Here is a 26,663-nt window from a genome sequence, read left to right as displayed (position 1 = left end):
GTGCGGGAGTTCATCGGAAGTAGTTTATGTGGTGAGATATCGCTATCCTAGCACCTTTTTCTATGTTTGGCGGGGCTAAAACTCGATAGTGTGGCGTAAATAATGAGATTTTTCTTTCATGTAAATGCAGATAAAGAAATGCCTAGTCGGAATATTCTCGCGACTTAAAGTAGTGATTTAAGTTTTACTCATCTATGCATAAAATGACCTGCATCACAAAGGTTATTTTATTCATAAAGTAACTGAAAAAGGGTGCTAGAGTATCTCACGGTGCGTACCCGTGCACGCACATTGTGGAACCACTTCACAGCACACACAATGCACCAACACCTCACTCTTCCGTATTCACTCGTACCGAGCACACGCCCTCAACGCGAGACGGCAACGCTACGCCGCATCGTGCGCACCCGGTACCACTCACCTCAAGGACGTCCATGCTTCGCATTGCTCGCCCCTCGCAGGCACGCTCCTCACAGCGTTCCCTGCTGAGCTTCGTCACCGCAACCTGCCTGCTCTCGGCAAGCGTGATCCCCGCCGTGGCGGCACCCACCGCGCAGGCTACCCACGCAACCCAGGCTTCTGTGGCGACACAGGCTTCTAACACCACCCAGTCCGCGCCCGTGGCATACAACCGCTTCATCATCACTTACACCGATGAGGCGAAGAACGCCGCCTCCACCGATGCCACCGCAGACCAGATTGACTGGTCCGCAGCCGCCGGTACCCAGCAGGCAACCTGGAACGACGCACTCTACGCGGGTATCACCTCCGAGGTGCAGAGCATTGACGAGCTGCTGAACATTAAGACCAGCTACGTCCGCTCCACCGCGCTGGATGCCAGCGTGGTCACCACCTCCGCGGAGCTCACCCCCGCTCAGGCCCAGCAGTACATGGACGCCCTGAGCGCGAACTCCAAGGTCGCCTCCGTGTCGCCAGATATGCGCCGCTACGCCACCGTGGATAACACCTCGGAGACCGTCAAGATCAACGACCCGAAGATGAACCGAATGTGGTCCCTCACCGGTGAGAAGGGCATCTCCGCCCTGGAGGCGTGGGGCACCACCCGCGGCAAGGGCGTGACCGTGGCGGTGCTGGACTCCGGCATTACCGCCCACCCGGACCTGGACGCTAACGTGCTGCCCGGCTACGACTTTATTGCCGAGTCGGCGTTCTCCAACGACGGTAACGGCCGCGACTCCGACCCGACCGATGCCGGCAACTGGACCGTAGATAACCAGTGCTTCACCGGTTCGAAGGCGACCGCCTCCGACTGGCACGGCACCCACGTGGCGGGCACTATTGCCGCTATCGCGAACAATAATGAGGGCATTGCCGGCGTGGCACCCGAGGCGAAGATCGTGCCCGTGCGCGTTCTGGGCGCCTGCGGCGGCTTCGACTCGGACATCACCGACGGCATTATTTGGGCTGCCGGCGGTAGCGTGCGCGGTGTCCCCGCAAACCAGAACCCCGCCCAGGTCATTAACATGTCCATCGGTAGCGAGGGCACCTGCACCACCCCGTACCGCCAGGCGATTGCTCAGGCGAACAAGCGCGGCTCCATCGTGGTCGTCGCAGCGGGTAACAACAACTTTGATGCCTCGAAGTCCAGCCCCGGCAACTGCGAGGACGTCATCAACGTGGGCGCAACCGATAAGAACGGCAAGCGCTCCTACTTCTCCAACTACGGCTCCCGCGTGGACGTGAGCGCACCCGGTGGCGACCGCCGTTACTGGGGTGGCGGTATTCTCTCCACCCTGAACGCCGGTAAGACCGCTCCCGGTAAGGCTGACTACGCCGAGTACCAGGGCACTTCCATGGCGGCGCCGCATGTTGCCGGTATTGTGGCGCTTATGAAGGCGGTCGACCCGAAGCTGACGTACGCCCAGGCGAAGAAGGCCCTGCAGTCCACCTCTCAGAGCGTTGAGTGCGACCAGTCCGCGTGCGGTTCCGGCATTGTGAATGCGGCGCGCGCGGTTCAGCAGGTCCGCTCCGACCGCGAGGCTGCGGATGCTGCCGCGGCTGAGGCGGCACGCAAGAAGGCTGAGGAGGAGGCCGCACGTAAGAAGGCGGCTGAAGAGGCGGCACGCAAGAAGGCTGAAGAGGACGCTAAGCGTCAGCAGGCCCCCGCCCCTAAGGCAACCCCGGCTCCGAAGGTGACCCCCGCTCCTAAGGCTAGGACCCGCCCGTCCCGCCCGGTGACTCGCCCCTCCTACCCGTCGCGTCCGCGTCACGGTCACACCTCCCGTTACCGCTCCTGGTACGGTGCTTCTGCGAACACCTACCCGAGCAGCGGTTACCCGAGCAGTGCATACCCGAACACTGGCTACCTGGGCTTCGCGACCGGTAATCACCGCTAGTCAAAACTGATTTTAGATACGAAAAGCCCCCGATGAGTTCTCTCATCGGGGGCTTTTACTATGCGCTGTCGACTGGGCCTGGTGCGGAGCCGGTAGCGGATAGCTTATTGTTCATTGACCTCGCGGGGCTTCTGCGCGGGGTTGGTGACCAGCGGTTCGTCCTGGGTGATGGGCTCGGCGTCACCGTTCAGGTCGTAAACCTGGGCATCTTCGGGGATTGCCATGGCGGGAGCGCCGGGAATCCGGTCGTAGTCACCGGTGAGGCTCTCGCCGTTGGCTCCTGCCGTGAGAGCTTCTGCGGTTGCTTCGGCTGCCTCGGCGGCGGCGGCTCTATCGGCAATCTTAGTGTTAGACGCGCCTGCGCTCAGTCCCTTAGAGATCACCTTGATCGTCTTGCGCGGTCGTAGGTAGGTCACCCTACCGTTCGCGTCCAGGTTTCCAGCCTGTTTAGCCAGTTTGAAGCTGTTGATAATGCCTCGTCCACAGAAGTACTTATCGCATTTGATGCGGTTCGTCCCCATGAGAGTAAACGCCTCCTCGACCTGCTTAGTGGTCATGGAGGTGCCGTTGACCAGCTGCTGCGCCAGCAGAGCGGAGACGTGCGGTGCCGACATGGAGGTGCCGCTCTCATAGTCGTAGCTGAACTTAGTGTTATCAGGGCGGTCGAGGCTGTTCATGGACAGGGTGAGGATGTCCTCACCCGGTGCCGAGATGTTAACCCTCGTGCCGTAGTTGGAGAACGAAGCTCGCGTGCCAGCCTTGGTGGTTGCACCAACCGTGATGACGCCCATGCAGTTGGCGGGCGCGTACTTGGACGCCTCCGTGTTGCCGTTACCTGCCGCGGCGACCACGATTGCGCCCTTGGAGCGGGCGATGTTGATGGCGCGCTGGTAAGCGGCGGGGCACTGGGTTACGGTGCCGATGGACATGTTGATAATCTTGGCGGGGTAGGTGTTGTCCGGCACGCCGTCAACGTGTCCGCCGGCAGCCCAAATGATGGCGTCGGCAATGTCGGAGGTGCGGCCACCGCATCGGCCCAGCACGCGCACGGGCTGTACGCGGGCGAGGTCGGCGGTACCAACCATGCCCATGCCGTTATTGCCGCGGGCGCCGATAATGCCGGCAACGCTGGTGCCGTGCCAGGTGGAGGTGTGGGCGTTCGCCTGATCCTTGCAGAGGTTGTAGGGCGCGTAGTCGCCTTCATCCCTGGGGTTGGGGTCGCGGCCGTTGCCGTCGCGGGCGCTGAGCGGGTCGCTGATGAAGTCGTAGCCGTTCGCCATGCCGGTGACCAGGTCGGGGTGCGGCACATAGCCGGTGTCGAGTACGGCGACCTTCACGTATGCGCCGCGGCGCAGGCGCGCATTACCGGTGTTCTGAACGCCGGTGGTGGGGTTGGTGAGGTTCCACTGCTTGCTGTACTGCGGGTCGTTGAACTGGAAGGTGATGTCGCCCTCTGCGGCGGGGTAGTTGATGTAGTCGGGCTCGACGGAGGCTACGTCCGGGTCGGAGGCGACCTTCGCCATGAACTCCTTCGCCTCGTTTTTGTTGAGGGTTTTGGAGGTCTGGATGACGGCGTCATCGGTGGAGGTACTGCGCAGGATTTGAGTGTCAACGTTCAGAGATTCACTGGCAACATCAACGGTGTCTTTAACGTCATTAGCAATGTCTTGGATTGCATCCCGATTGCCTTCGTTCTGCTGCTTACGCTGCTTGGCTTCGTCGGTGTAGGTGACGATGAATCGGTCGAAGTTCTGCTGGGGAAGCGTGCCGGGGGCTGCCGCGGTGGGGGTGGTGGGGCGTGCTACGCCGTTGCGTGTGAGGGTGAGGGGGCTGACGGGGCCTTCAATCTGGGGCGCTGCCTGAGCTGCTGCCAGGATGGCTTCGTCGCTGGGTGCCTGCGCGAGGACGGCGGGTAGGTCGCCTCCGAAGAGGACGGCGCCGGCGGCGAGCAGGCTCAGTGCTGCGCGTGCGGGGCGCTTGCGGCGGCGGTTATCGACGCAGTGGTTATCGATGCGGGGGCGAGGAGGTGTTTCGGTGCGCTGCGCACCGATGTATGGAAGCCTCATCTGGTTCTCCTGATGTAGGTGGTATGCGAACTGTGTGATGTGTACTGGTGTTTCCGTCTGTAGGTGCACGAGGTGCGCATAGGGTTTTACGGGGCGGCAAAGGGGCCTGTTTTTGGGCGCGCTGAAGTAATGAATGGGGTGAGGGAATAGTGTTTTGTAGACCCTTTTTCGTACCGGAAGAACCCTTTTTGGACGGTGTGCAACGTACATTTCTAAGGTATCACTTCAAGGTGAACTTGAGGGATTTTTGAGGTGCTTTTCACGGGTTAATGTGCAGAAAATCAACCTCTGGAGACTGAATAGTGCCCAATGATTGAGAGTTTATGTAAGTAAAGCTTGAGGGTTGGAATATGCGAGGCAGGATATGCGGTACCTCTTGCTGACAGGGGAGAGGAATAAATGTTTTAACACTGTGGTGTAAGCACTAGAATGCATTAAAAATGCAGTTGATAGCAAAAAATAAAAATAGCCTGAAATGCGCGTGAAAATAAATAAAAAGCTGGCATCAATACGCTGGACAGCACGCACCGCCGGTAGACACACACACAGACCGGGGCGGCCACCGCGTTGGTGACCGCCCCGGTCTATAGAATCATCAGCACCAGCAAACTGGCGCTCGCAATCTACTGGAGAAAGCGTCCTTAGGAAGCGTAGGAGCCCAGCAGGCGAACCGCTCCGCCGTCCACGCCCTTAGCTCCCTGAACGTAATCGGGGTTGTTAGCCTCGGGCTCGCCGGCGGCAACAACGTCACCCATAATCCAGGAGGGGATGCCGCGGTCGTTCAGGCGCTTGGTAGCGGCCTCAGCCACGGAGGGATCAACGATAGCAATCATGCCCACGCCCAGGTTCAGGGTGCGCTCCAGATCGGCCAGGGGCACGTTGCCCAGCGAACCGATCAGGGAGAAGATTGCAGGAATCTGCCAGGTGGAGCGGTCCACGCGACCCTCCAGGCCCTGGGGCAGAACGCGAGCCAGGTTGGCAGCCAGGCCGCCGCCGGTCACGTGAGAGAAGCCGCGCACACCGCTACCGGTGGTGCCGTCCTCACCGTTGACGGGGAATGCTGCCGCCAAATCCAGGCAGTCTGCCGCGTACACGCGGGTGGGTTCGAGCAGCTCTTCACCGATGGTGCGGCCCAGCTCGTCCACCTGACGCTCCAGACCCCAACCGGCAACGTTCAGGACCTTGCGGACCAGGGAGTAGCCGTTGGAGTGAATACCGGAGGACGCCATAGCAATCAGTACGTCGCCCTCACGCACGCGCTCGGGGCCGAGCAGCTCATCTGCCTCGACCAGACCGGTTGCTGCGCCCGCGACGTCGTACTCGTCTTCTGCGAGCAGGCCGGGGTGCTCAGCGGTTTCGCCGCCAACCAGGGCGGTGCCAGCCTGTGCACATGCGCCAGCGATACCGCGCACAATGTCAGCGATACGCTCGGGAACGACCTTGCCGGTGGCAATGTAGTCGGTCATGAACAGCGGCTTCGCACCGCACACGACGATGTCGTCCACGACCATGCCGACCAGGTCGTAACCGATGGTGTCGTGAATATCGAGTGCCTGCGCAATAGCGACCTTGGTGCCCACACCGTCGGTGGAGGTGGCAAGGTAGGGCTTGCGGTACTTGACCAGCTCGGAGACGTCGTACAGGCCCGCGAAGCCGCCCACGCCACCAACGACGGAGGAGTTGTGGGTCGCCTTGATAGCGCCCTTCATCAGCTCAACGGCGCGATCGCCAGCCTCTACGTCAACACCTGCGCTTGCGTAGGTTACGGTGGTGGTGTTCTCGCTCATTAGGATTCCTTCGGGGTAGTGGTAGCGGAGGAGTTTGCGGGGGTGCGGTCCTGCTCGGTGAGCAGTGCCTCGAGGTCGGCGTCGGGGCCGGGGTTGCACATGCCCATGCCGGGGTCGTCAGCAGCGATTTCTACGTCGGAGGCGTTGAACTTCGTTTCGAGAGTTTCGGTACCTTCGCGGGTTTCAATGGAGACAGCCTCGGCGTGCTCGGGCTTGGAGGGAACGGGACGTTCCACGGTCACCTCTGCCGCCTTACCGGCAAGGGGGCCGCCCTTGCCTTTTTCTTCGGCGTCAAAGAGGGACTTGCCGCGTCGTTCCTCGCTGGGCAGTTCAATCGGGTATTCGCCGGTGAAGCATGCGGTGCACATGTTTTCGGTGGGCTGTTCGGTGGCTGCCATCATGCCGTCCTGGGAGATGAAGCCGAGCGAGTCGGCACCCAGGGAGGAGGCGATTTCGTCCACGGACAGGCCGTTAGCGATCAGCTCCGCGCGGGAGGCGAAGTCAATACCGTAGAAGCAGGGCCACTTTACGGGCGGGGAGGAGATGCGCACGTGCACTTCCTTCGCGCCGGCTTCGCGGAGCATACGCACGAGGGCGCGCTGGGTGTTACCGCGAACGATGGAGTCGTCAATAACGACGAGGCGCTTGCCAGCAACCACGGACTTGAGCGGGTTCAGCTTCAGACGGATACCGAGCTGGCGGATGGTTTGCGAGGGCTGAATGAAGGTTCGACCCACGTAAGCGTTCTTGACCAGACCGTTACCGTAGGGAATGCCGGACTCTTCGGCGTAACCGATAGCAGCCGGAACACCGGATTCGGGGGTGGGCATGACCAGGTCAGCTTCGACGGCGTGTTCGCGGGCGAGCTGACGGCCCATTTCTACGCGGGATTCGTAGACGCTACGGCCGGAGATGGTGGTGTCCGGGCGAGCGAGGTAAACGTACTCGAAGACACAACCGGCGGGCTTAGCCTCAGCGAAGCGCTGGGAACGCAGGCCGTTCTCGTCAATGGTGAGGAATTCGCCGGGCTCAACTTCACGCACGAAGGACGCGCCGACAATATCAAGTGCCGCGGTTTCGGATGCGACAACCCAGCCGCGCTCCAGGCGACCGAGCACGAGGGGGCGTACACCCTGCGGATCGCGTGCGGCGTAGAGGGTGTTCTCATCCATGAAGGTGAGGCAGAAGGCACCGCGCAGGGTCGGCAGTAGGTCGAGTGCTGCTTCTTCGAGGGAGTCGAAGTCGTGCTCCGCCAGCAGGGCGGTGACGAGTGCGGTGTCGGTGGTGTTGCCCTGGGCGAGTTCGCCGTGCTTGGGGGGCTTGCCGCCATTCTTAGCGATGACTCGGTCGTAGAGATCAGCCGAGTTGGTGAGGTTACCGTTGTGCGCCAGGCAGAGCGTGCCGTGCGGGGTGGTACCGAGAGTCGGCTGTGCGTTAGCCCAGTGGGATGCGCCGGTGGTGGAGTATCGGGCGTGGCCGATAGCGTGGTCGCCGGGCATGGAGCTGAGGGTGGCTTCGTCAAAGACCTGGGAGACGAGTCCCATATCTTTGTACACGTGGATGCGTTTGCCGTTACTGGTTGCGATACCTGCTGATTCCTGGCCGCGGTGCTGGAGTGCGTACAGGCCGTAGTAGGTTAGCTTTGCCACGTCCTCGCCGGGTGCCCAGACACCGAAGACGCCGCAGGCGTCCTTGGGGCCGTGGTCAATCGGATCGAGGTCGTGAGTGAGTTTTCCGTCGGGGCGAATCAATTCACTTCTTTTCGACGTTGGGACTGCGGATGCGTCTGCGCAGGCGCAAGACGGACGTGTGTTTCTGTACTCGCACCTGCCTGTGTGTGCGGTAGCATACACCAGACCTTTAAAAGTGTACCGGGTTTCAATGTAGACGTGGTGAAGGATACGCTAAATACCTCAGTATGGACCACTAGAACAGGCAACAAACACGCCAAATTACGAAAACTGCGTGGACCTGCGGGCTCGTAGCAAATTCTAGAAGAGCGGAAGAAGCACCGATAAATCACTGCGCTCGCCCGACGCATCAAGCGCACCGGCACCCACCGCCTGCTCCCATGAACACGCACCCAGCACTAGTGCCGCCCACACGAGCGGGCGCGCCTCCACCACGGACGGCGGGGTGCCGCGCGTATGGCGAGGACCCGCCACGCACTGGGTCACGCCCAGCGGGGGTACGCGTACCTCCACACTATTGCCGGGGGCGAGGGTGGCAAGCTCCTCAAGGGTGAAGCGAACGAAGGTCGCACGCACAGAACGGGGGAGCGCGGCGAACGCCTGCTCCACCTCGGTGGCGCTCAGCAGGTACTCGCCTCGGGCGTGCGAATCCGCAGGCTCGCCGGCTGCCGCACGCCGTTCCTCAAAGAAAGCACGCACTTCGCGTACCGCCGCCATGCCGTCTGCTTCGGAAGTTTTACGTCGAATCGCCACGATTAGTCCTCTTCCGGGGCGCCGGGAACCAGACCCTCGCGGGTGAAAAGCTCCTCATGCACACGCAGCTCGCCCACCTCAACCGGCTTACCGTCCACGAAGCCGCCGGTCACCGGGTGAACCACCAGCGCGAGTAGGCGCTCGCATTCCTCGGCGCTCAGGTAGCCGCCAGCGGCGAGAGCGCGCAGAGCCACGGCGTACATGGCGCGGTGCGAACCGTCGCTCATCTTCACCACCACGGACGCGCCCGAACGCAGACCAATGCAGAGCACGCCCTCCGCACCGCCCTTGACGATCGCGTCCAGTTCTTCGCTGAGCACGGTGTCGGGGGAGCCGGGCGCTTGAATCAGCTCGGGGTAGTCCACCATGGCGGTCGCGACCGTGGAGGCGCGCGCATCCGCCCCGAGGTTGCGGATTGCCGCACCCAGGGTCGAGTAGGCGCGTGCGGCACCGGCCAGGGAGACGGCGTGCACGGGCGCACCACAGCCGTCAACGCCGATAGCGGCTACGGGCTCGCCGGTGAACGCCTCAATTTCTTCGGTGATGACCTGCTGCAGCGGGTGGGTGGGGTCGAGGTAGTTGTGCAGAGTCCAGTTCTGCGAGCCCTCTTCAAGGTCGCCGCGCTCAAGTTTGGCGGTGCACGCCCACAGGAATGCGGCGTGCTTGCCGGAGCAGGGGTGCGCCAGGGCAGTAGCGGCAAGGTTTGCCTGAATCATTGCCTGGCGTGCCTGCTTGTCGGAGGGGAGCGTGGGCTTGAGCGCCAGGTTTGCCGGGGTGAGCGGGTGGGTTTCGGTGCTGCCCTGGGTGAGTACGTCCTGCACGGCGCGCATCTGCTCGAAGGTGCCGCGGTGCGAGCCGCAGGCGATGGCGACCTGGGAGCCGCGCAGGGGAGCGCCCGCCTTCATGGATCCGATAGCCTGCAGCGGTTTGGCGGCGGAGCGCAGGTAGAAGGGTTCGTGAATGTCGCCGAGGGCAAGCTGCACATCGCCGTCGGGGTTGAGTAGAATGAGGCGGCCGCGGTGGCGTGCCTCAATGAAGTTGTTGCGGGTGAGCTGCGCGAGTTCTACGTCGAAGGCGCTGCTGTGGTCGGTGGTGTGAGTGGTTGCCTGTGGGGTGGTGCTGTTGGTCATTCTTCTAGTTTAAACGGGGCGTGCGGCTTGACCCTATTTGTCTCTGGTGGCGCGGAGCTAGGATGGGCTGGCATGGTCGAGGGAGAGACGTGTGAAGAGATTCACGCCCACTACGGGTTGAAGCTATGAGTAACTCATTTTTATAATTGAAGGGTGCTCAAGCGCAACGGGTAAGACTAAGGTAAGTGAGCGAGGCACAGCCCGCACGAACCGAAAAACCCAGCACCGCATAGGACCGACTACGATCGACGCCCGACGAACCATTCCCGCGCCTCGACGTACCGCCTCATGAATACGGCGATGACCAAGGCAGCGGCAGATGAGCAAAACCCCACCCCGTCAATCGATGAGCTATGAGTGTATCCACGGTTTATCATCTCTGACATGCCCCAATATGCAGTCTGAGAACGGGCGTATGTATCCAGTTAGGAAAATGATGCGGCCCCGGGGTCCTAATATCTAGGCAAAACTAGTTAGACGTGACCCGGTACGAGTATGCATCGCTTAATGCCCCTCACCCCTCAACTTACTCTTGATCGGTGAGAGGCAAACCATGTAAAGGAGTACATCCATGGCAGAGCAGAACAACACCTCCGCAAACACCTCCGCACAGAACGTCTCCCCCAAGGGCGGTTTGAGCGCAGAATCTGAATTCCACGCAAAGTTCTTCCCCATCCTGGCTCGCGTTGCTTCTGTGACGGCAGTGCTCATGTACGTCTTCTACTTCCCGCAGATTATCGGTAACCTGAACGGTCACAAGGGTGACTGGATCCAGCCCCTGGTCGCTGCCGTGAACTGCACCCTGTGGGTTCTGTACGGTCTGTGGCGCCCCAAGAAGGACGTCCCGATCATCATCGCGAACGCTCCCGGTATTGTCTTCGGTGGCCTGGCTGCTATTACCGCCCTCATCTAAGGCTTTAGCTTGATTCGGTAGCTTCAACTGCCGAGCTGTGCGGCTCTTCTCCCAGCGCGCATTCTTGCGAATGTGCCGCTACATGAGAAGGGCCGCATTTTTAGTGTGCTCAGCTCACATTTTTGAGAGGGTACCGGGTACCCTAAATACTATGAAGGTTTTGGTACTGGGCCCCGGCGGCCGCGAACACGCAATTATTCGAGCGCTTCTGCGCGACCCTGAGGTAACCGAGGTGCACAGCGCCCCCGGCAACGCCGGCATTGCCCAGGATGTTCCCGTCCACGCAATTGATGCGAATGACCCCGCCCAGGCAACCGCCCTGGCACGCGAACTGAACGCCGACCTGGTCGTTATCGGCCCGGAGGCGCCCCTGGTCGCCGGTGTCTCCGATGCACTGCGTGAGGCGGGCTTTGACGTTTTCGGCCCCTCCGCAGCTGCCGCACAGCTTGAAGGCTCCAAGGCCTTCGCTAAGCAGGTCATGGAAGAGGCTTCCGTACCGACCGCCCGCGCCTACGTGGCAACGAACGCCGCTGAGGCGCAGGCGGCACTGGACGAGTTCGGTGCACCCTACGTGGTGAAGGACGACGGCCTGGCTGCAGGTAAGGGCGTTGTGGTGACCGAGGACCGCACCGCGGCACTGGAGCACGCTCAGGCTTGCTTCAACGCCGGCGGCACCGTGGTCATTGAAGAGTTCCTGGACGGCCCCGAGGTGTCCCTCTTCGTCATCTCTGACGGTAAGAACGTTCTGCCGCTGTCTCCGGCTCAGGACTTCAAGCGCATTTTTGATAACGACGAGGGCCCGAACACCGGCGGTATGGGCGCCTACACCCCGCTTCCCTGGCTGCCTGAGGGCTTCGTGCAGGAGGTCGTGGAGAAGGTGGCACGCCCGACCGTGGCTCGCATGGCTGAGCGCGGCACCCCGTTCGTGGGTGTGCTCTTCTGCGGTCTGGCTGTGACCAGCCGCGGCGTGCGCGTTATCGAGTTCAACGCACGCTTTGGCGACCCGGAAACCCAGGCGGTTCTGGCGCGTCTGCGCACCCCGCTGGGTCAGCTGCTGCGTGCGGCTGCTCGCGGTGAAATTTCTGAGGGTACCGAGCTGGATTGGGATCCCCGCACCGCAGTTGACGTGGTTATGGCTGCTGAGAACTACCCGGACACTCCCCGCAAGGGTGACGTCATCTCAGGTCTGGACGAGGCGAACGCTCTGGAGGGCGTGCACGTGATCCACGCGGGTACCGTGGTTTCCGGCGAGGAGATTCACACCGCTGGCGGTCGTGTGCTGGCTGTTGTGGCGCTCGGTGAGAACCTGGGCGCTGCCCGCGATGCCGCCTACGAGGGTGTTCGCGCTATCTCTTGGGCTGGCGCGCAGTACCGTACCGATATCGCGTTGAAGGCTGTGGAGAACCGCATCCACATTCCCGCTCCGCGCGGCTAAAACCTAAGGTGACCGGCTTCCCCGCTTGAGGGTGGGGGAGCCGGTCGCTTCTTTGCCACTCGCTTCTTTATTCCTCGCGCCTCAGCTTTTCCGGGTTCATTTCCTCAGCTCGGGGTGCTGGCGGCGGCGACCGGGGTAGGTTGGGCTCTCAAGATTGTGCCGTATTGATAACTGATGGCACTATCGGGAGCCGTGCCTGTCGCGGTATTGTAATTACACAGACTTTTTGCATCCACATCACACCACCTCATCAGGAGAAATTCTCATGACTTCTCGTTCTAACCCCGTGGAAATCCCCGGCTGGACTCACATTTATTCCGGCAAGGTCCGCGACCTGTACGTTCCGAATGAGGAACGTTTTGACGCTACCGGCTTGACCGTCAATGATGACGCTGAGCTGCGTGCCGGTTCGGTTATGGTTGTTGCCTCGGACCGTATTAGCGCTTTTGACCGTATTCTGCCCACCGAGATCCCGGATAAGGGCAAGATTCTGACTCAGATGTCCCTGTGGTGGTTTGAGCAGCTTAAGCAGGTTCCGAACCACGTGCTGTCCACTGACGTTCCGGATGTTGTGGCTGGTCGAGCAATGATTTGCCGCTCCTTGAACATGTTCCCGGTGGAGTGTATTGTGCGCGGTTACCTGACCGGTTCGGGTTTGGCTGTGTACAACGAGACTGGTGAGATTGCTGGCGTGAAGTTGCCTGCGGGTCTGGTGGATGGTTCCCGCCTGGAGACCCCGATTTTCACTCCGACCGGTAAGGCTGAGGTGGGTGAGCATGATGAGCTGGTGACCCGTGAGGAGCTGTACGCTGAGGTGGGTCAGCCGGTGGGTGAGCGCCTGGAGGAGCTGAGCCTGAGCCTGTACACCACTGCGGAGAAGATTGCTCGTGAGCAGGGCATTATTCTGGCGGATACCAAAATGGAGTTCGGTACTGATTCGTACCGCGGCGAGATCACTCTGGGTGATGAGGTTCTGACCCCGGATTCTTCGCGTTTCTGGGACGCTCAGCAGTATGAGCCGGGTCGTGCGCAGCCGAGCTTTGATAAGCAGTACGTGCGTGACTGGCTGCGTTCCCCGGAGGCGGGTTGGGACGGTTCGGATAATGTGCCGCACCTGCCTGAGGAGGTTGTGGAGAAGACTCGTGCCCGTTACGTTGAGGCGTATGAGCGTCTGACCGGCACGAAGTTCTAAACTCTATATTTCGGGCTGAAATAAGTCTTAGAGATAGCTAAAGGGCGGTGCCCCGGAAGGTCATTCTTCCGGGGCACCGCCCTTTATTTGCTGGGCATTTATTTGCTGGGCACTTATTGCAGGAGCTCAAGCGGCTGAACCTTCGTCGCCGCGTAGGCGGGCAATGCACCCGCCACGATACCCACAGCCAAGCCGAGGAAAGGAATCCCCAGGATAAGGGGAGGCAGAGATAGCGCCCACCCGTTGAGAAGGCACACAACCCAGGAACCGAGAACACCGAGGATGAAGCCTCCAAGAGCGCCCAGCGCCCCGAGGAGAGCTGCCTCCGCCAGGAAGCTCACCGCCACATCTCGCCGTCCCAATCCCAGGGCACGGTTAATGCCGATTTCCCGGCGGCGTTCCCAGACCGAAATCTGCATGGTCATCACAATGCCGAAGCTTGTCGAGACGATAAGGACCACCAGGATGATGGTCGTAAGAGCTCGACTGTCCTTCGTCAGAGAAGCACGAAGAGTCACCGGTGAGGGTGGAATCTCAATGTTCGTATCAACGGGGGAACGTTGCGGATCGAGCACCTGCTTGAGCTGTTCCGCGACAGTATCTGCGCTTCCGGGGTTCACGATGACGTCCATACCGCGTTGCAGGGTGTGAGCTTGCGGCAAGAAAGTGGAGGTGGTCGGCAGGATAAGAGCGCTACTGAGAGCAGCGTTCTTACCGCCGTCACGGATAATGCCGAGCACGTAGGCTCGCATTCCGTTGACCTCAATCATGTTCCGCCCGGGCTCAGTGCTAACCCCCAGCTCTTTCGCGAGGGCAACGCCTAGATAGACGGTAGGCTCACCGGGGCGTTCGCGGGCAGGTTCCGAAAAGCGCCCTTCGACAATGTGCGCACCTCGTGCTTTCAAACCTGCTTCCGAGACAACTGCGAGGGGCGTCTGTTGGCCCTCATGCCCCGGCCTGTTGACCTGCGGACGCGTTGTCTGCGTATCGATGGTGACCGTACCGGCAGCTTTGACCTCTGGAACTTGGTTAACGCGCCAGAGCAGTTCATCCTCCGGTATATCCCAGGTCTGCGGCTGGAGGCGCACACCGAGCCGGGTGGAATCGTAACTGGCCAGCTGCGAGCTCGTATTGAGCGCTGACGACTCGCTGACCCCCACCAGCATGATGATGGTGGTTGTTCCCGCGAGCATCGCCAGTACTGTGAGCAGGTTGCGGCGCCAACGGCGGACAACGGCGAGGAGAGCGTAGTGAAGGTTATTCCTTAGCATCTATCCTCCCCTGACGACGGGTTCTTTGAGCGCTTGGTGGGCTGGTTCTTCGGGACTAGCGAGTTCGGGGCTCACGAGCATCCCATCGACCATGTGTAGCTGCCGGTCGCAACGAGCCGCAATATCGGGTTCATGGGTGATAATGACCAGGCTTTGCTTCTCCTCACGACCGGCGAGGAGCAAATCCAACACCTTGTGAGAGTTTTCAGTGTCGAGGTTTCCTGTAGGCTCATCGCACAGCAGGATGCGCGGGGCGCAGGCTAACGCGCGTGCGACCGCAACTCGTTGCTGTTCGCCACCGGACATATTGCGTGGAAGAACCTCCAGGCGGTGCCCCAAACCCACCTGTTCGAGTGCCTGCAACGCACGCTGATGTGCCTGACGGCTCGGTACGCCGCGCATCCGGAGGGTGTGGGTAATGTTCTCGGTGGCGTTCAGGTGAGCAATGAGGTGGTACGCCTGAAAGACAAAAGCGATGTGCTCACGGCGTGCCACAGTTCGCTCGGCGTCGCTGGCGGTGCCCATATTTTGGCCCAATATTTTCAGCTCACCTTCGGAGGGCTGATCGAGTAGCCCGATGATAGAGAGGAGCGTAGATTTTCCGCTTCCGGAGGCGCCGGTAATGGCCACTGATTCGCCTTCATGAATGCTGAGGGTTGCGTTTTTTAGCGCCCAGGTGGAGGGCGGGAAGAAACGCGCAATATTGTGGCACTCGATATTAGGTTTTGTGGCGGTAGCGCTCGCGGGGAGGGCACGTTCTGTCTCGTGATGAGGCATTTTAGCGCTCCTTCAGCTTCACGACGGTACCTGCCTTGAGTTCTGCAGCGGGGTTGACGAGCTCGCAGATTCCGGCGGAGCACACGCCAAGGGTGACGGGAACGCTCTGACCGTTATCCAGGGTGATGGAGTGCGTTCCGTTTTCTTCGGTTTTGACGGCGGCTTCAAGCACTGCGAGGGCGTTTTCAGCGCCTCGGTTGAGAGTGACGGTTGCTTGAAAACGTGTTGATGCCGTCGTGTTTTCCGGCAAGTCGATTGTGATGGGGTAGCGTTTCCGTGCGGTAGCTCCCGGTGCGGAGGTATCGCTGTTAGGTCGCGCGCTGTTCTGCGCACCGTTGGAGGCACCTGCGTTAGCGCCGCCGTCAGCGTTAGTTGAGCCTTCGGGTGTGAGGGCCGCGCCCAGGGTGCCTTCGAGCGAACTTCCGTTATCGGTAAGAATCTGGACTTTCTGTCCCTCAGCGAGTTCATTGCTGAGAGCGCTACCGTCCGCGGAGAGTACCAGACGGTATCCACCCGCGGATAGGGTGCACAGCGCCTGAGTTGAGGTTTGGCCTTTGGTGCCGCAGCTGTTGTCTACGGTGTATTCATTGCCGTCAGCGAAGAGGTATTCAGAGAGCGGCAGTGCGGTGCTGTAGCGTCCTTCTTCGGTTCGGTCAGTATCCCCGGGAGGGTAGTAGCCACGATCCAGGTAGAAACGGTAGACAGCGTTGGCGGTTGCTTCGCCGTAGTTTCCTTCCTCATCCCAGATACTGTAGCCAAGCGATTCTAGAGCCTCTTGGAGCTGTTTAACATCATCGCCGCGAGCGCCTACGGCAAGGTCGCGGTAGGCGGGAATACTACCCTTGAACGCAATGATGGGACGCTCATTGATAGTGGTGATAATTGAGCCGTTACTCAGCTGGGTACCCGCCTTGGCGCCGTCCCTGGTCACCACTCCTTGAGGGGTTCCTACGGTGTAGCTTCGGGCGGGTGACACGCTGACTTCTCCCGAGTAGGTGCGGGTAACAGTCTGCGTGCTGATTCGGGTTGTTAGTTGCGCGGCGCGGGACGGCTGCGCATTGGATTCAACATTGGTGCGTAGCCCCGTATTAAGTGCGTAGATGGAGAACCCGCCGGTGATGACGAGCAGAATGACGAGCACCGGAACCAGGTAGGCGCGTATGGTTGCCGTCGTGGCGGCGCGGCGGGGGTTTTCTGAACTCTGCTGCGTGTTCATGGGTTCACCTTTCTGCGGTGAAATATGGGGCGGGACTAGGGGTAATTGCTGAGGGTAACAACGTGGCGGGGGTTGAATAAAGGGGTGTATCCTCTGCTCTCATCCGCGGGTGAACGCGGTTGAGAGCAGAGGACCGGTAGAAAATTTTCGCTAGAAAATGTCCAACGAGGAATCAGCGTTTACTGGTTGCCGTTGGCTAGTTGCCGTTGACTAGAGCTGCGGCACGCTCCTGTGCCTGACGTTCAATATCGCGTACTTCAAGGATGAGCGGCTCATGCTCATTGAGCCAGGTCGCAGCCTTTTCGTAGTAGATATTCTGTGCCTTAGTCAGGATTCCAGTAGACTTTTGGCAGTTGTAGTCAGCATGAGCTAGGGATTGCTCTTCCGCATTGGCGGCGGCATTGGCTGCCTTATACTTACCCCAGGTTTTCTCTGCGTAGCTGGGAGCATCTCCGAAGTGCTGGATATCGGTGTATCCGCTTTCTTTCATGCATGCACCGTAGGTGGTGTCATTACGGTAGTATTTCCCCATTTCTTCTACTGCGTTATTTTTGGATCCACCCACGATGAGCTCGTTAATGAAGTTGATGTATTTGAGGTAGTTTTCTGCTGAGCCAAAGACAGCCTCTGCCGCACGTCCCAGGCATGAATCTGTTGCCATGCCGGTCTGGGAACCGTTACTCATCGTGATGGTAACGGTTTTGCTGTCTGCGGCTTGGGGGTCGCCTTGAAATGCTTTCCGATATGCCGGGTTTTCCATCGCGGGTGCATTGCTGGAGCTAGCGTTGCCCTGCCGGGTGGATAAGTACCCTTGGGTGGCCGCTTCTTCGTTGGCGAAGTGGGCGTCACTCATCGCAAGTTCATGAACGGAGCTGCCGTCAATAATGTTCTGGCTACCGGAGTAGGTGAAGGACTTCTCACTCATGCACTTTTTGACTTCGTTAACGAGGGCCACGTTAATGTCCGGGGAGGGATTCTCGTAGCTTGCCAGGACATTGCGAATGTCTTGCTTAACTTCAACGGTGGTGGAGCAACTCGATACGCCCAGGCAACAGGCAATACCGATAAGGGCGAGGGGTGTGAAGGGCTTCTTTGCCATGGACTTCACCTTTCTCAAGCATCATTGATGGGCGAGAACCGGCAGTGATACGAGCGTATCGTGAGGGCTATCTACAGACCAGCTATATGGTGTGAACCTGCGTTTTGTGGGGTAGAACCTTGGTGAGCCGATTACTAAGTATGATAGAGGACAGACCCCCCCGTACAATAGACATGCAAGATATATTTATGACGTATGGCACCTATAAGAATGCATGTAAAAGGGCTTATAAGTTAAAGGGCGGTGCCCCGGAAGGTCATTCTTCCGGGGCACTGCCCTTTAACTATGTGGGTTTATGAGAGCGAGATACGAATGTGAGGGGTGCACCTTAGCTGTTGTGCACGCCTTCGTGGCACAAATCCTCGTGCAGAATATCCTGCGCCGGATGCTGCCGTGCCCGCTCTTCCGCAGCACGGTCAGACAGCGAATAAAACCACGTAATATGCTCACACACACGCTCATAGGCTGCCTGCTCATCGTGAGAGGTAATCGCCTCAATAATGCCGTAATGCTGCTGCTGCAACGTGCGCTTGACCGCCTCCCAGTCCTTCAAGAAAGGAACCGCCTCCTGCACATAACTCATCGTCGCCATGTGCAGAGAGTCAATTACCGTATCAAGAACAATATTGCCGCCGAGCTTCGACAGCTCATAGTGAAAACGCGTATCGCAGAAATGGAAACGCTCATTACTGATCTTCTTATCCATCTCTGCCAGATGCACGCGCGCCCGATCCAGCGCCGCTGCACGCTCCGGAGTGTCCGGCGCCGCTGCCGCCGCACGGGCCGCAGGGCCCTCCAACAGCAGGCGGGTTGAGACAACGTCCTTCACCGGCAGGCTACGGGTCGCAATGTGCATGCGTAGCGCCCAGCTGAGTGCATCCGACGGCTCCGAAATGATAATCGCACCGGACTTCGGGCCTGAACCGGTGCTGGAGCGAATCAGACCCAGCGCGTTCAGAACCCTCAAACCTTCACGGACTGAGGGTCGGGAAATGCCGTGTCGTGCGGCAAGTTCACGTTCGGAGGGGAGCTTATCGCCCACACGCAACTCACCCAGGCGCAGGCGCCGCTCAAAAGTCTCCAGGATGATGCTGTAGCTGCGGTCCGCCAGAATCGGCTGACGCTCAACCACAGGGGGCGCCTCTGCAGGCTGGGTGTCGTCAAAAGAACGAGGCATACTCTCTCCTGATAACGAGGCGGATAACGAAAAGAAGTCTCGACTCAGCATGTTCTCCCAAACTATTGGGGCAACCTGTCGAGTCATAAGGGGCATAAAAAGCGGGGCGGCAGAACCGAGAAGGTTCGCCGCCCCGCCGTGGCCTCGGAAAATACCGGGGCGAATGTCCTATGGTCCTTGAGGCTTTCACCTCAAGAACTTATCTAAGGGGTGAGCCTCAGATTAGGGAACCAGGAAGGACAGAACGTTGGTCTGCAGGAAGACCAGGACGCAGACGAACAGGAGCATAGCGAAGGACCAGGGGAGGACAGCCTTGAGGATGTCGGATTCCTTGCCTTCCATGTCCACGGAGGTAGCAGCAATAGCCAGCGACTGCGGGGAGATCATCTTACCGACCACACCACCGGTGGTGTTAGCAGCCAGCATGAGCTCGGGGGTTGCGCCGTGGATACCTGCGTGCTGCAGGTTCTCAGCAGCAGACACCTGCAGCTTGGAGAACAGTGCGTTCGCGCTGGTGTCCGAACCGGTCACAGCGGTACCGATCCAGCCCAGAGCCGGTGCGAGGAACGCGTAGACGGTGCCCAGGCCTGCCAGGAAGGTACCCATAGCAATGGTCTGACCGGAGAAGTTCATGACGTATGCCAGTGCCAGAACCGAAGCAATGGTCAGGATGGACCAGCGCATACGGTAGACGACGGAACCGAACTCGGTGAAGATTGCCGGGAACTTGAAGGCGTAGCGGCCCTTCTCGTTGAAGAAGAAGTAGATGACCGCAACAACCAGGCCGGAGATGATCAGCAGGGTGCCGGGGTTGGACATCCACGCGAAGCTGTAGACAGCGTCCTTGACGGGCTTGCCGTCAGCGGTGACGAGGCGGGAGCTCAGAGCCTGGATGTCGATCTTGAGGACGAAGCTCTTCAGCCATGCCTTCAGGCCAGCGTGCAGGTTAGCAACACCGAAGATTGCAACGACGATGACGTAGGGCAGCAGTGCCATCCAGACGCGAACGGCGGGCAGAGCTTCCTTCTCTTCAGCCTGTGCGGGCAGGCCGTAGCGTTCACGAACGCCTTCGACGCCGCGCGGCTTCCAGAACTGCAGGAAGATAACAGCAACACCCATGGAGACGATGCAAGCAACAACGTCGGTCAGGTTGAACGCGGGGGTAGCAGCGGTGACCCACTGGGTAATTGCGAAGGAAACACCGATGATCAGTGCGGGCAGCCAAGCGTCCTTCAGGCCCTTCATACCGTCGAGGATGACGAGCAGGATGAGCGGAACGAGCATTGCCAGGAACGGAGCCTGGTGACCAACGATGGTTGCGATAACGTGTGCGTCCTTGCCGCCGACGTCAGCTGCGGTGGTAATCGGGACAGCAACTGCGCCGAATGCCACGGGTGCGGTGTTAGCGAGCAGAACGGTAATAGCAGCCTTGAGGGGCTTAACGCCCAGGGCGAGAATCATGGTTGCGGTAATTGCAACGGGAGCGCCGAAGCCAGCCAGTGCCTCGAGCAGACCGCCGAAGCAGAATGCGATGAGGATAGCCTGGATGCGCAGGTCGCCGCCGCCGAGGCGGTCGAAGACGCGGCGCAGGTCTTCAAAGCGGCCGGAGAGAACGGTGAGCTGGTAGAACCAGATTGCACCGAGGATAACCCAGCAGATGACCAGGCCGTAGATGCCACCGCGGACGGCGCTCAGACCGGCGAGGTCAGCGGGCATGTGGAAGCCCAGGACTGCTACGAGGATGGATGCTGCCAGTGCCACGAGTGCGGACCAGTGAGCGCGTGCCTTAACGCCCAGTAGCATCACAAAGAAGGTGAGGAGGGGAATGGTTGCCACGAGTGCGCTGAGGCCGAGGCTACCTCCCACTGCATTGGTTACAGCGGTATAAGTTTCCACTGGAACTCCTTTGGTTCAGGGTGTGTCTTGTGTGTGGTCAGACCATAGATAATCCCGCTGGGGAACGGGTCATTGTTTCCCATGCGGGGATGTGGTCAGACCATTGATCGCATGTTTAGAAGAGTACCGGATAATGTGGTGTTTCACCAAAAGTGACCTGACTCATTTTTGTGGAAGGCGACCGGAACCTGGGCTCGCTTCCAGTGAAACTGCCGAAATATTGCGGTTCTGATAGTTAATTCCAGGTTCTGAAACTCGAATATTTTCAGATACATCACGAGTCGGGTGTATGGGTCATTGGTTTACCCAGGGGAGAGTCTTCATTTGGACGCATATACCCGAAAAGAATGTTGTTTTAAAAAGGAAAAGCCCCATAAAACAACCATAAAATCTTCAGAACGGCGGATTTCTAGGGGGTTTATGGTCCACTTCTGTGTGTTTGATAAATGTTCAATCTGCGAAAAGAATATAGAGGTCTTACGGGGGGTGCATGGGAGATGAGGTCACATGTACCGGAAGGTAGGGAAATATACCTTAAGGTCAGGTCGACCTAACCGGTTATTTAACAAGGAAAGTATGTGCTATTCCAACTAGAGAAAAGCCGCCCAACGGTGTTAAATGGCTAGAAAGATAAAAGACATCACCACGGTTTCTGATCCCACCGCATCCCACCTCCACTTGGGGCGCGCACATCAGCCGGAACCATCCGGCCCAGCTTCCCCGACTCAATACATCTGAGTCGCCTCTTTGGAAGACCGAACTTATTCGGACTGTGCCCCGCCTGCCCCAGACGCAGGCGGTGAGACCGAGAAACTCTGAACACAGAGGAAAGGACGGACAAGTCATGCGCATTGCACTCTTCTCCACGTGCATCGTTGACGGCATGTACCCCCGCGTAGCACGCGCCACCGTCGAAATTCTTGAGCGCCTGGGCCACGAGGTTGTCTTCCCCCCGAACCAGACCTGCTGCTCCCAGATGCACGTCAACTCCGGTTACTTCGATGACGGCTACGAAGTCATCAAGAACCACGTCGAGGCATTCGACTCCTGGGACTGGGACGTTGCTGTTGCACCCTCGGGCTCCTGCGTTGCCTCCCTACGTCACCAGCAGGCAATGGTTGCTCGTAGCCGCGGCGACGAAGCGCTGGCTCTGAAGGCAGAGCAGATTGCTTCCCGCACCTTCGAGCTTTCCCAGCTGCTAATCGACATCCTGGGCATCACCAACGCTGCCGAGCAGCTCGGCTCCTACTTCCCCGAGCACGTCACCTACCACAGCTCCTGCCACGGTATGCGTATGCTCGGCCTGGGCACCCGCCAGCAGGACCTGGTCCGCACCGTCGAAGGCATCAAGTACACCCAGCTCGAGGGCATGGACCAGTGCTGCGGCTTCGGTGGTACCTTCTCCTTCAAGAACGCTGACGTCTCCGGCGCAATGGTCAACGACAAGGCAGACAACGTTGAAGCAACCGGTGCTTCCGTCTGCACCGGCGGCGACTGCTCCTGCCTGATGAACATCGGCGGTGCGCTGATGCGTCGCGGCTCGGACGTTCAGACCATCCACTTCGCTGAGATCCTCGCATCCACCAAGGAAAACCCGCTCAAGATCAACTCCGAGCGTGTTGAGCTCTCGATCGGCTAAGGAAAGATAAGACCTCATGACCGCTATTCAGCTTGGTATGCCCAAGGTCGTTCACTACGGCGAGGGCAACATTTTCGAAGAAACCCCCTTCCCCAAGTACGCGAAGGAAGAGCTCAAGAACGAGCAGCTACGCGCCAACCTGCGCTTCGTGACCCACGCGATCCGTAACAAGCGCGCACGCGTCACCGCAGAGGTGCCCGACTGGCAGGACCTGCGTAACACCGGTGAGTCCGTCAAGAACTACGTTCTGGCGAACCTGCCCGAGCTGCTCGAACAGTTCGAGCGTAACTTCACTGCCGCAGGCGGCCACGTGCACTGGGCACGCAACGCCACCGAGGCAAACCAGATTGCTTTGGACCTGATCCGCGAGCAGGGCGTGGACGAAATCATCAAGATTAAGTCCATGGCAACCGCAGAGACCGGCCTGAACGAATTCCTCGAGGAAAACGGCATCAACGCTATTGAGACCGACCTCGCGGAAGAAATCGTCCAGCTCGGCCACGACCGCCCCTCCCACATTCTGGTGCCCGCAATTCACCGCAACCGCCGCGAAATCCGCGACATCTTCCTGCGCGAAATTGAGGGTATTAACCCGGACATCACCGATGAGCCGGCAGAACTGGCAGAGGCATCGCGTAACCGTCTGCGTAACAAGTTCCTGAACACCACCGTGGCAGTCTCCGGCACCAACTTCGGTATTGCTGAGACCGGTACCCTGACCATCGTGGAGTCCGAAGGTAACGGCCGTATGTGCCTGACCCTGCCCGACACCCTCATTACCTTCATGGGTATTGAGAAGATTCTGCCCACCTTCCAGGACTACGAGGCATTCCTGCAGTTGCTGCCCCGTTCCTCCACCGGTGAGCGCATGAACCCCTACACCTCCATGTGGACCGGTGTGACCCCCGGTGACGGCCCGCAGAACATGCACGTCATCCTCATCGACAACGGCCGTACCGCCGTTCTGTCCGACGAGCTGGGCCGCCAGGCACTGCGTTGCATCCGCTGCTCCGCTTGCATGAACGTGTGCCCCGTATACGAGCGCGCAGGCGGTCACGCCTACGGCTCCACCTACCCGGGCCCCATCGGCGCGATTCTGTCCCCGCAGCTCTCCGGTATCGAGGCTGCAGAGAACAACTCCCTGCCGTACGCGTCCTCCCTCTGCGGCGCATGCTACGAGGTCTGCCCCGTGAAGATTAACTTCCCCGAGGTCCTCGTGCACCTGCGCGCTAAGGACGTCGAGTCCAAGCACGCTATCCGCGAGTTCGAGGGTAACAAGAAGGCTCCCTTCTCGCAGATGGACGGCATGATGCTCGGTGCGAAGAAGCTCTTCACCTCCGGCAAGATGATGTCGATTGCAGAGCGTGGTCTGCCCATGTCCCGCCTCATCAGCGGCCGCAAGCACAGGATCACCGCTGTTCCCGGTATCGTCGGCGGCTGGACCGCTTACCGCGACATCCCCGAGCCTCCCAAGGAATCCTTCCGCAACTGGTGGAAGAAGGAGAAGGGTCAGGCTCCGGCACGCGATAACGCTCAGCGCGTTGACATTCAGGCCCTCATCGAGGCTAACAAGGGTAAGGCAGCTGAAGCGGCTGCAAACGCTAAGGCTGCTCAGGAAGCCCGTGAAGCTAAGGAGAACAACTAATGTCCTCTGCTAAGGAAGATATCCTCGCACGTATCCGCTCGTCCCTGGCTGACGCACCCGTCGCCCCCGAGCCCGTACGTAACTACCGCCGCGTCAGCGAGCTGACCGAAGAGCAGACCATTGAGATGCTCGTCGACCGCCTCATTGACTACAAGGCAAACGTGTTCCACGCGAACAAGGAGAACATCTCCGAGGTCATCGCAGAGCGCCTGGGTGAAAAGTCCACCTACGTGGTTCCCGAGGACCTGAACATGGAGTGGCTGCCGGCTGACACCGCTGACCGCAAGCGCGTTACCGACTCCGGTAGCACCCTCAAGCCCGGCTGCCTGTCCCTGAAGGAACTGGACGCAGTTGACGCTGTGGTGACCGGTTCGACCGTCTCCTGTGCAGAGACCGGCACGATCTTCTTGAACACCAACCCCGATGAGGGTCGCCGCGCCATCACCCTGGTGCCCGACCACCACATCTGCGTGGTGCCCCGTTCCACCGTGGTGGAGCTGGTTCCCGAGTCGATCGAGCGTATCACCTACACCCGCCCCGTGACTATGATTTCCGGTCCGTCGGCAACCAGTGATATCGAGCTGATCCGCGTGGAGGGCGTGCACGGCCCCCGTACCCTGGACGTCATCATCTACGATGCCTAAGGTAAAGCGCCAGAAGGCAAACCTCTAAAGAAACCGCCCGAGAGCTAAGGCTCCCGGGCGGTTTCTTTATGCCCTCTCGGCTTCTGCATCTTTCAGAGCAGTAGAGAGCGGCGGAGAAGATAAGCGAACGGTGGCGGGCCCATGTTTCCCGCCACCGTTCTGTGCTTTATAGGGTGGTGTATCGACGGTTAGCGTCGTAGCGCTCCGTGAGGGTGCTTAGGCGCGTGCGTCGAAGTGCTGCAGACCGGAGTCCTCACGGCTACCGCCCTGGCCATCGCCAACATCGTGGTAGTCCTTGATCCACTCGATCTTCTGAACCCACTTGACCATCTTGTAGCCGTGCATGGAGTCCGCACGCAGACGGAGCGGGCCACCGTACACATCCGGCAAGGGCTTGTCGTTCATGCCCCACGCCAGGATGGTCTCATCTTCCATTGCCATGGAGATGTCCAGGCACTCGTAGTAGGGTTCGGTCGGGCGGCCGTCGTAGGTGTGGCCCACGTGGCCGAAGGAGGTCACCATAACGTAGCGTGCCTCGTCGGTCTTCTCGACCAGTGCGAGAACGTCGCGCAGGCGCACGCCCTCCCACTTGGCGATGCCGGTCCAACCCTGCATGCAGGTGTGCATGGTGATGTTGACTTCCTTGCCCAACTGCTTGAGCTCGTCAATGCTCAGGGACTTGGATTCCTTCACCAGGCCGCCCAGCTCGAGGCGGTAGTCAACGAACTCGTGCTCCTTCAGGCGGTTCCACTCGGTGCTCTCACGCTCTGTCGGCGGGCGAGTGTTAACCCAGTGGAAGGGCGAGATGTCGGCATCGGTGAAGGTCTTCTTCTGCACCTGACGGGAGGTGATACGGTCCAGCAGGACGTTACGAATCGGCTGGGTCAGACCCCAAATGAAGGTCTGGGTGAATCGCAGGTCGCGCAGGGACCAGTACGAAGCGAAAATCCACAGAGCCACAGCGAAGACAATGCCGCCAATGAGCATGGTGACTGCCTGAGCGAACTGTGCTGCGTCCACCTCGTTGTAGGGCTTGTTCAGCATCATGTGGGCGATGTTGTACTGGGGGTGAACCACGAACACCAGCGCCACGTGAATGACGGTGAAGACGCAGTAGAACGCCATGCCCAGGAAGTGGATGGAACGTGCGGTCTGGCGGTTACGGAAGAGGCGCACGTAGCCGGGGAAGCGGCCGCAGAATGCCGGGCTCATAATCGGGCCGGTTGCAATCATCAGCGGTGCCACGATGAACACCACAGTGAAGTACATAATCTGCTGCAGAGCGTCGTACGGCTGGAAATGCTCAATCGAGGGAATCTGGAAGCCAGCGTAAATCTGGATGGATTCCCACGCCTGCGGGATGATGTCCCAGCTGGTCGGGACGATGCGGCGCCACTGACCGGTCAGGAACAGCAGGGAGACATATACCAGACCGTTAACAATCCAGATGACGGTCACCAGCGCGTGCCATGCGCGGCCCAGACCAATCTGAGCCTTACCGGGCAGAGAAATCAGGGGAGACAGGGTGCGCTGGTCATCGCGCGCAGTAAATGCGCCGGGGGTGGTAGGGACCTTGTCCTTGGTGAACTTAATCCACTCAGAACCCGGGGTGCAATGGTTGTTCCAGTACAGGCGGGGGTGAGAGGCGAGAACTTCCCAACCTGAACGAATCAGGAAGCCCATCATAATGAAATTGATGAAGTGCGTAATTCGGAGCCAGGCCGGGAAGTCCAGCTCTACGCCACCAGTGCTCGCGGTGAGGAGTAGTTGGTGCATGATATTTCCTTCGGAAATGACTGTGTGTGCAGACAATCGTTAGGATTCAGTGCGAGGCCTTGCGATGCGAAGTTAGAAATAGTTACCTTTCTGAACCATATAATCCTCCTCCATGGTTGGGAGCCGCCGGGGGTATCGTCGCGGATACTCCCGAAAGGGGCGCCTCCCGTGTGTGAGATGGGAGGCGCGCCAGCTCCCG

General features: G+C 59.7%; 19 protein-coding genes. 7 read left to right on the top strand and 12 right to left on the bottom strand.

Annotated features, from left to right (window positions below):
* Nucleotides 1-434: 434 nt before the first annotated feature.
* The gene (locus HMPREF2836_RS07610) at nt 435-2,357 is read left to right on the top strand and encodes a S8 family peptidase (RefSeq protein ID WP_070630001.1); all 1,923 of its coding nucleotides are present in this window, start codon (nt 435-437) and stop codon (nt 2,355-2,357) included.
* 104 nt (nt 2,358-2,461) lie between these two features.
* Here HMPREF2836_RS07610 and HMPREF2836_RS07605 read toward each other — a convergent pair whose 3' ends face one another.
* From HMPREF2836_RS07605 to HMPREF2836_RS07585, 5 genes are all read right to left on the bottom strand, one after another.
* The gene (locus tag HMPREF2836_RS07605) at nt 2,462-4,423 is read right to left on the bottom strand and encodes a S8 family peptidase (RefSeq protein ID WP_070630000.1); all 1,962 of its coding nucleotides are present in this window, start codon (nt 4,421-4,423) and stop codon (nt 2,462-2,464) included.
* Nucleotides 4,424-5,064: 641 nt separating this feature from the next.
* Complete coding sequence (purM, locus tag HMPREF2836_RS07600) at nt 5,065-6,210, bottom strand: phosphoribosylformylglycinamidine cyclo-ligase (RefSeq protein WP_005504604.1); 1,146 nt, start codon at nt 6,208-6,210, stop codon at nt 5,065-5,067.
* On the bottom strand, nt 6,210-7,961 hold the full coding sequence (purF, locus tag HMPREF2836_RS07595; RefSeq protein WP_049340957.1) for an amidophosphoribosyltransferase: 1,752 nt from the start codon (nt 7,959-7,961) through the stop codon (nt 6,210-6,212). Before purF ends, purM begins: the two co-directional genes overlap by 1 nt.
* 240 nt (nt 7,962-8,201) lie before the next feature.
* Entirely contained in the window at nt 8,202-8,654 is a 453-nt protein-coding gene (locus tag HMPREF2836_RS07590; RefSeq protein ID WP_070629999.1) for a sterol carrier family protein, read from the bottom strand.
* 2 nt (nt 8,655-8,656) lie between these two features.
* The gene (locus tag HMPREF2836_RS07585; RefSeq protein ID WP_070629998.1) at nt 8,657-9,784 is read right to left on the bottom strand and encodes an asparaginase; all 1,128 of its coding nucleotides are present in this window, start codon (nt 9,782-9,784) and stop codon (nt 8,657-8,659) included.
* Nucleotides 9,785-10,355: 571 nt separating this feature from the next.
* Here HMPREF2836_RS07585 and HMPREF2836_RS09475 point away from each other — a divergent pair.
* The 3 genes from HMPREF2836_RS09475 to HMPREF2836_RS07570 all read left to right on the top strand — a co-directional run bounded on the left by HMPREF2836_RS09475 (nt 10,356) and on the right by HMPREF2836_RS07570 (nt 13,324).
* On the top strand, nt 10,356-10,697 hold the full coding sequence (locus HMPREF2836_RS09475; RefSeq protein WP_246822848.1) for a hypothetical protein: 342 nt from the start codon (nt 10,356-10,358) through the stop codon (nt 10,695-10,697).
* Nucleotides 10,698-10,848: 151 nt separating this feature from the next.
* Nucleotides 10,849-12,132: a phosphoribosylamine--glycine ligase gene (gene purD, locus HMPREF2836_RS07575; protein WP_049340963.1), complete on the top strand. Its 1,284-nt coding sequence runs from the start codon at nt 10,849-10,851 to the stop codon at nt 12,130-12,132.
* 265 nt (nt 12,133-12,397) lie between these two features.
* A complete protein-coding gene (locus HMPREF2836_RS07570; protein WP_005508230.1) occupies nt 12,398-13,324 on the top strand; it encodes a phosphoribosylaminoimidazolesuccinocarboxamide synthase in 927 nt (308 codons plus the stop codon).
* Between the two features lie 113 nt (nt 13,325-13,437).
* On the opposite strand, the gene HMPREF2836_RS07565 is transcribed toward HMPREF2836_RS07570, so the two are convergent.
* From HMPREF2836_RS07565 to HMPREF2836_RS07540, 6 genes are all read right to left on the bottom strand, one after another.
* Entirely contained in the window at nt 13,438-14,595 is a 1,158-nt protein-coding gene (locus tag HMPREF2836_RS07565) for an ABC transporter permease (RefSeq protein ID WP_070629997.1), read from the bottom strand.
* Nucleotides 14,596-15,372 (bottom strand): ABC transporter ATP-binding protein, encoded by a 777-nt coding sequence (locus tag HMPREF2836_RS07560; protein WP_070629996.1) that lies wholly within the window; start codon nt 15,370-15,372, stop codon nt 14,596-14,598.
* Between the two features lies 1 nt (nt 15,373).
* Entirely contained in the window at nt 15,374-16,588 is a 1,215-nt protein-coding gene (locus HMPREF2836_RS07555) for a peptidoglycan-binding domain-containing protein (RefSeq protein ID WP_070629995.1), read from the bottom strand.
* Between the two features lie 196 nt (nt 16,589-16,784).
* Nucleotides 16,785-17,687, bottom strand: a complete 903-nt coding sequence (locus tag HMPREF2836_RS07550) for a hypothetical protein (protein ID WP_005504617.1) — start codon at nt 17,685-17,687, stop codon at nt 16,785-16,787.
* A 328-nt stretch (nt 17,688-18,015) separates the two neighbouring features.
* Nucleotides 18,016-18,864: a FadR/GntR family transcriptional regulator gene (locus HMPREF2836_RS07545; protein ID WP_070629994.1), complete on the bottom strand. Its 849-nt coding sequence runs from the start codon at nt 18,862-18,864 to the stop codon at nt 18,016-18,018.
* Between the two features lie 222 nt (nt 18,865-19,086).
* The gene (locus tag HMPREF2836_RS07540; RefSeq protein ID WP_070629993.1) at nt 19,087-20,760 is read right to left on the bottom strand and encodes an L-lactate permease; all 1,674 of its coding nucleotides are present in this window, start codon (nt 20,758-20,760) and stop codon (nt 19,087-19,089) included.
* Between the two features lie 844 nt (nt 20,761-21,604).
* Here HMPREF2836_RS07540 and HMPREF2836_RS07535 point away from each other — a divergent pair.
* The 3 genes from HMPREF2836_RS07535 to HMPREF2836_RS07525 are packed head-to-tail and all read left to right on the top strand — an operon-like array spanning nt 21,605 to nt 24,688.
* On the top strand, nt 21,605-22,399 hold the full coding sequence (locus tag HMPREF2836_RS07535; protein WP_005504630.1) for a (Fe-S)-binding protein: 795 nt from the start codon (nt 21,605-21,607) through the stop codon (nt 22,397-22,399).
* A gap of 16 nt (nt 22,400-22,415) precedes the next feature.
* On the top strand, nt 22,416-24,044 hold the full coding sequence (locus tag HMPREF2836_RS07530; protein WP_005508245.1) for a lactate utilization protein B: 1,629 nt from the start codon (nt 22,416-22,418) through the stop codon (nt 24,042-24,044).
* Nucleotides 24,044-24,688, top strand: a complete 645-nt coding sequence (locus HMPREF2836_RS07525) for a LutC/YkgG family protein (RefSeq protein WP_070629992.1) — start codon at nt 24,044-24,046, stop codon at nt 24,686-24,688. Before HMPREF2836_RS07530 ends, HMPREF2836_RS07525 begins: the two co-directional genes overlap by 1 nt.
* Nucleotides 24,689-24,904: 216 nt before the next feature.
* Here the strand turns inward: HMPREF2836_RS07525 and HMPREF2836_RS07520 are convergent, their stop codons facing one another.
* Nucleotides 24,905-26,464, bottom strand: coding sequence for a molybdopterin-dependent oxidoreductase (locus HMPREF2836_RS07520; RefSeq protein ID WP_005504634.1), 1,560 nt, complete (start codon nt 26,462-26,464; stop codon nt 24,905-24,907).
* Between the last annotated feature and the right edge of the window lie 199 nt (nt 26,465-26,663).

It is taken from the genome of Rothia sp. HMSC065C12, from assembly GCF_001812085.1.
GTDB lineage: Bacteria > Actinomycetota > Actinomycetes > Actinomycetales > Micrococcaceae > Rothia > Rothia mucilaginosa.
This window is presented reverse-complemented; position numbering and strand designations above follow the sequence as displayed.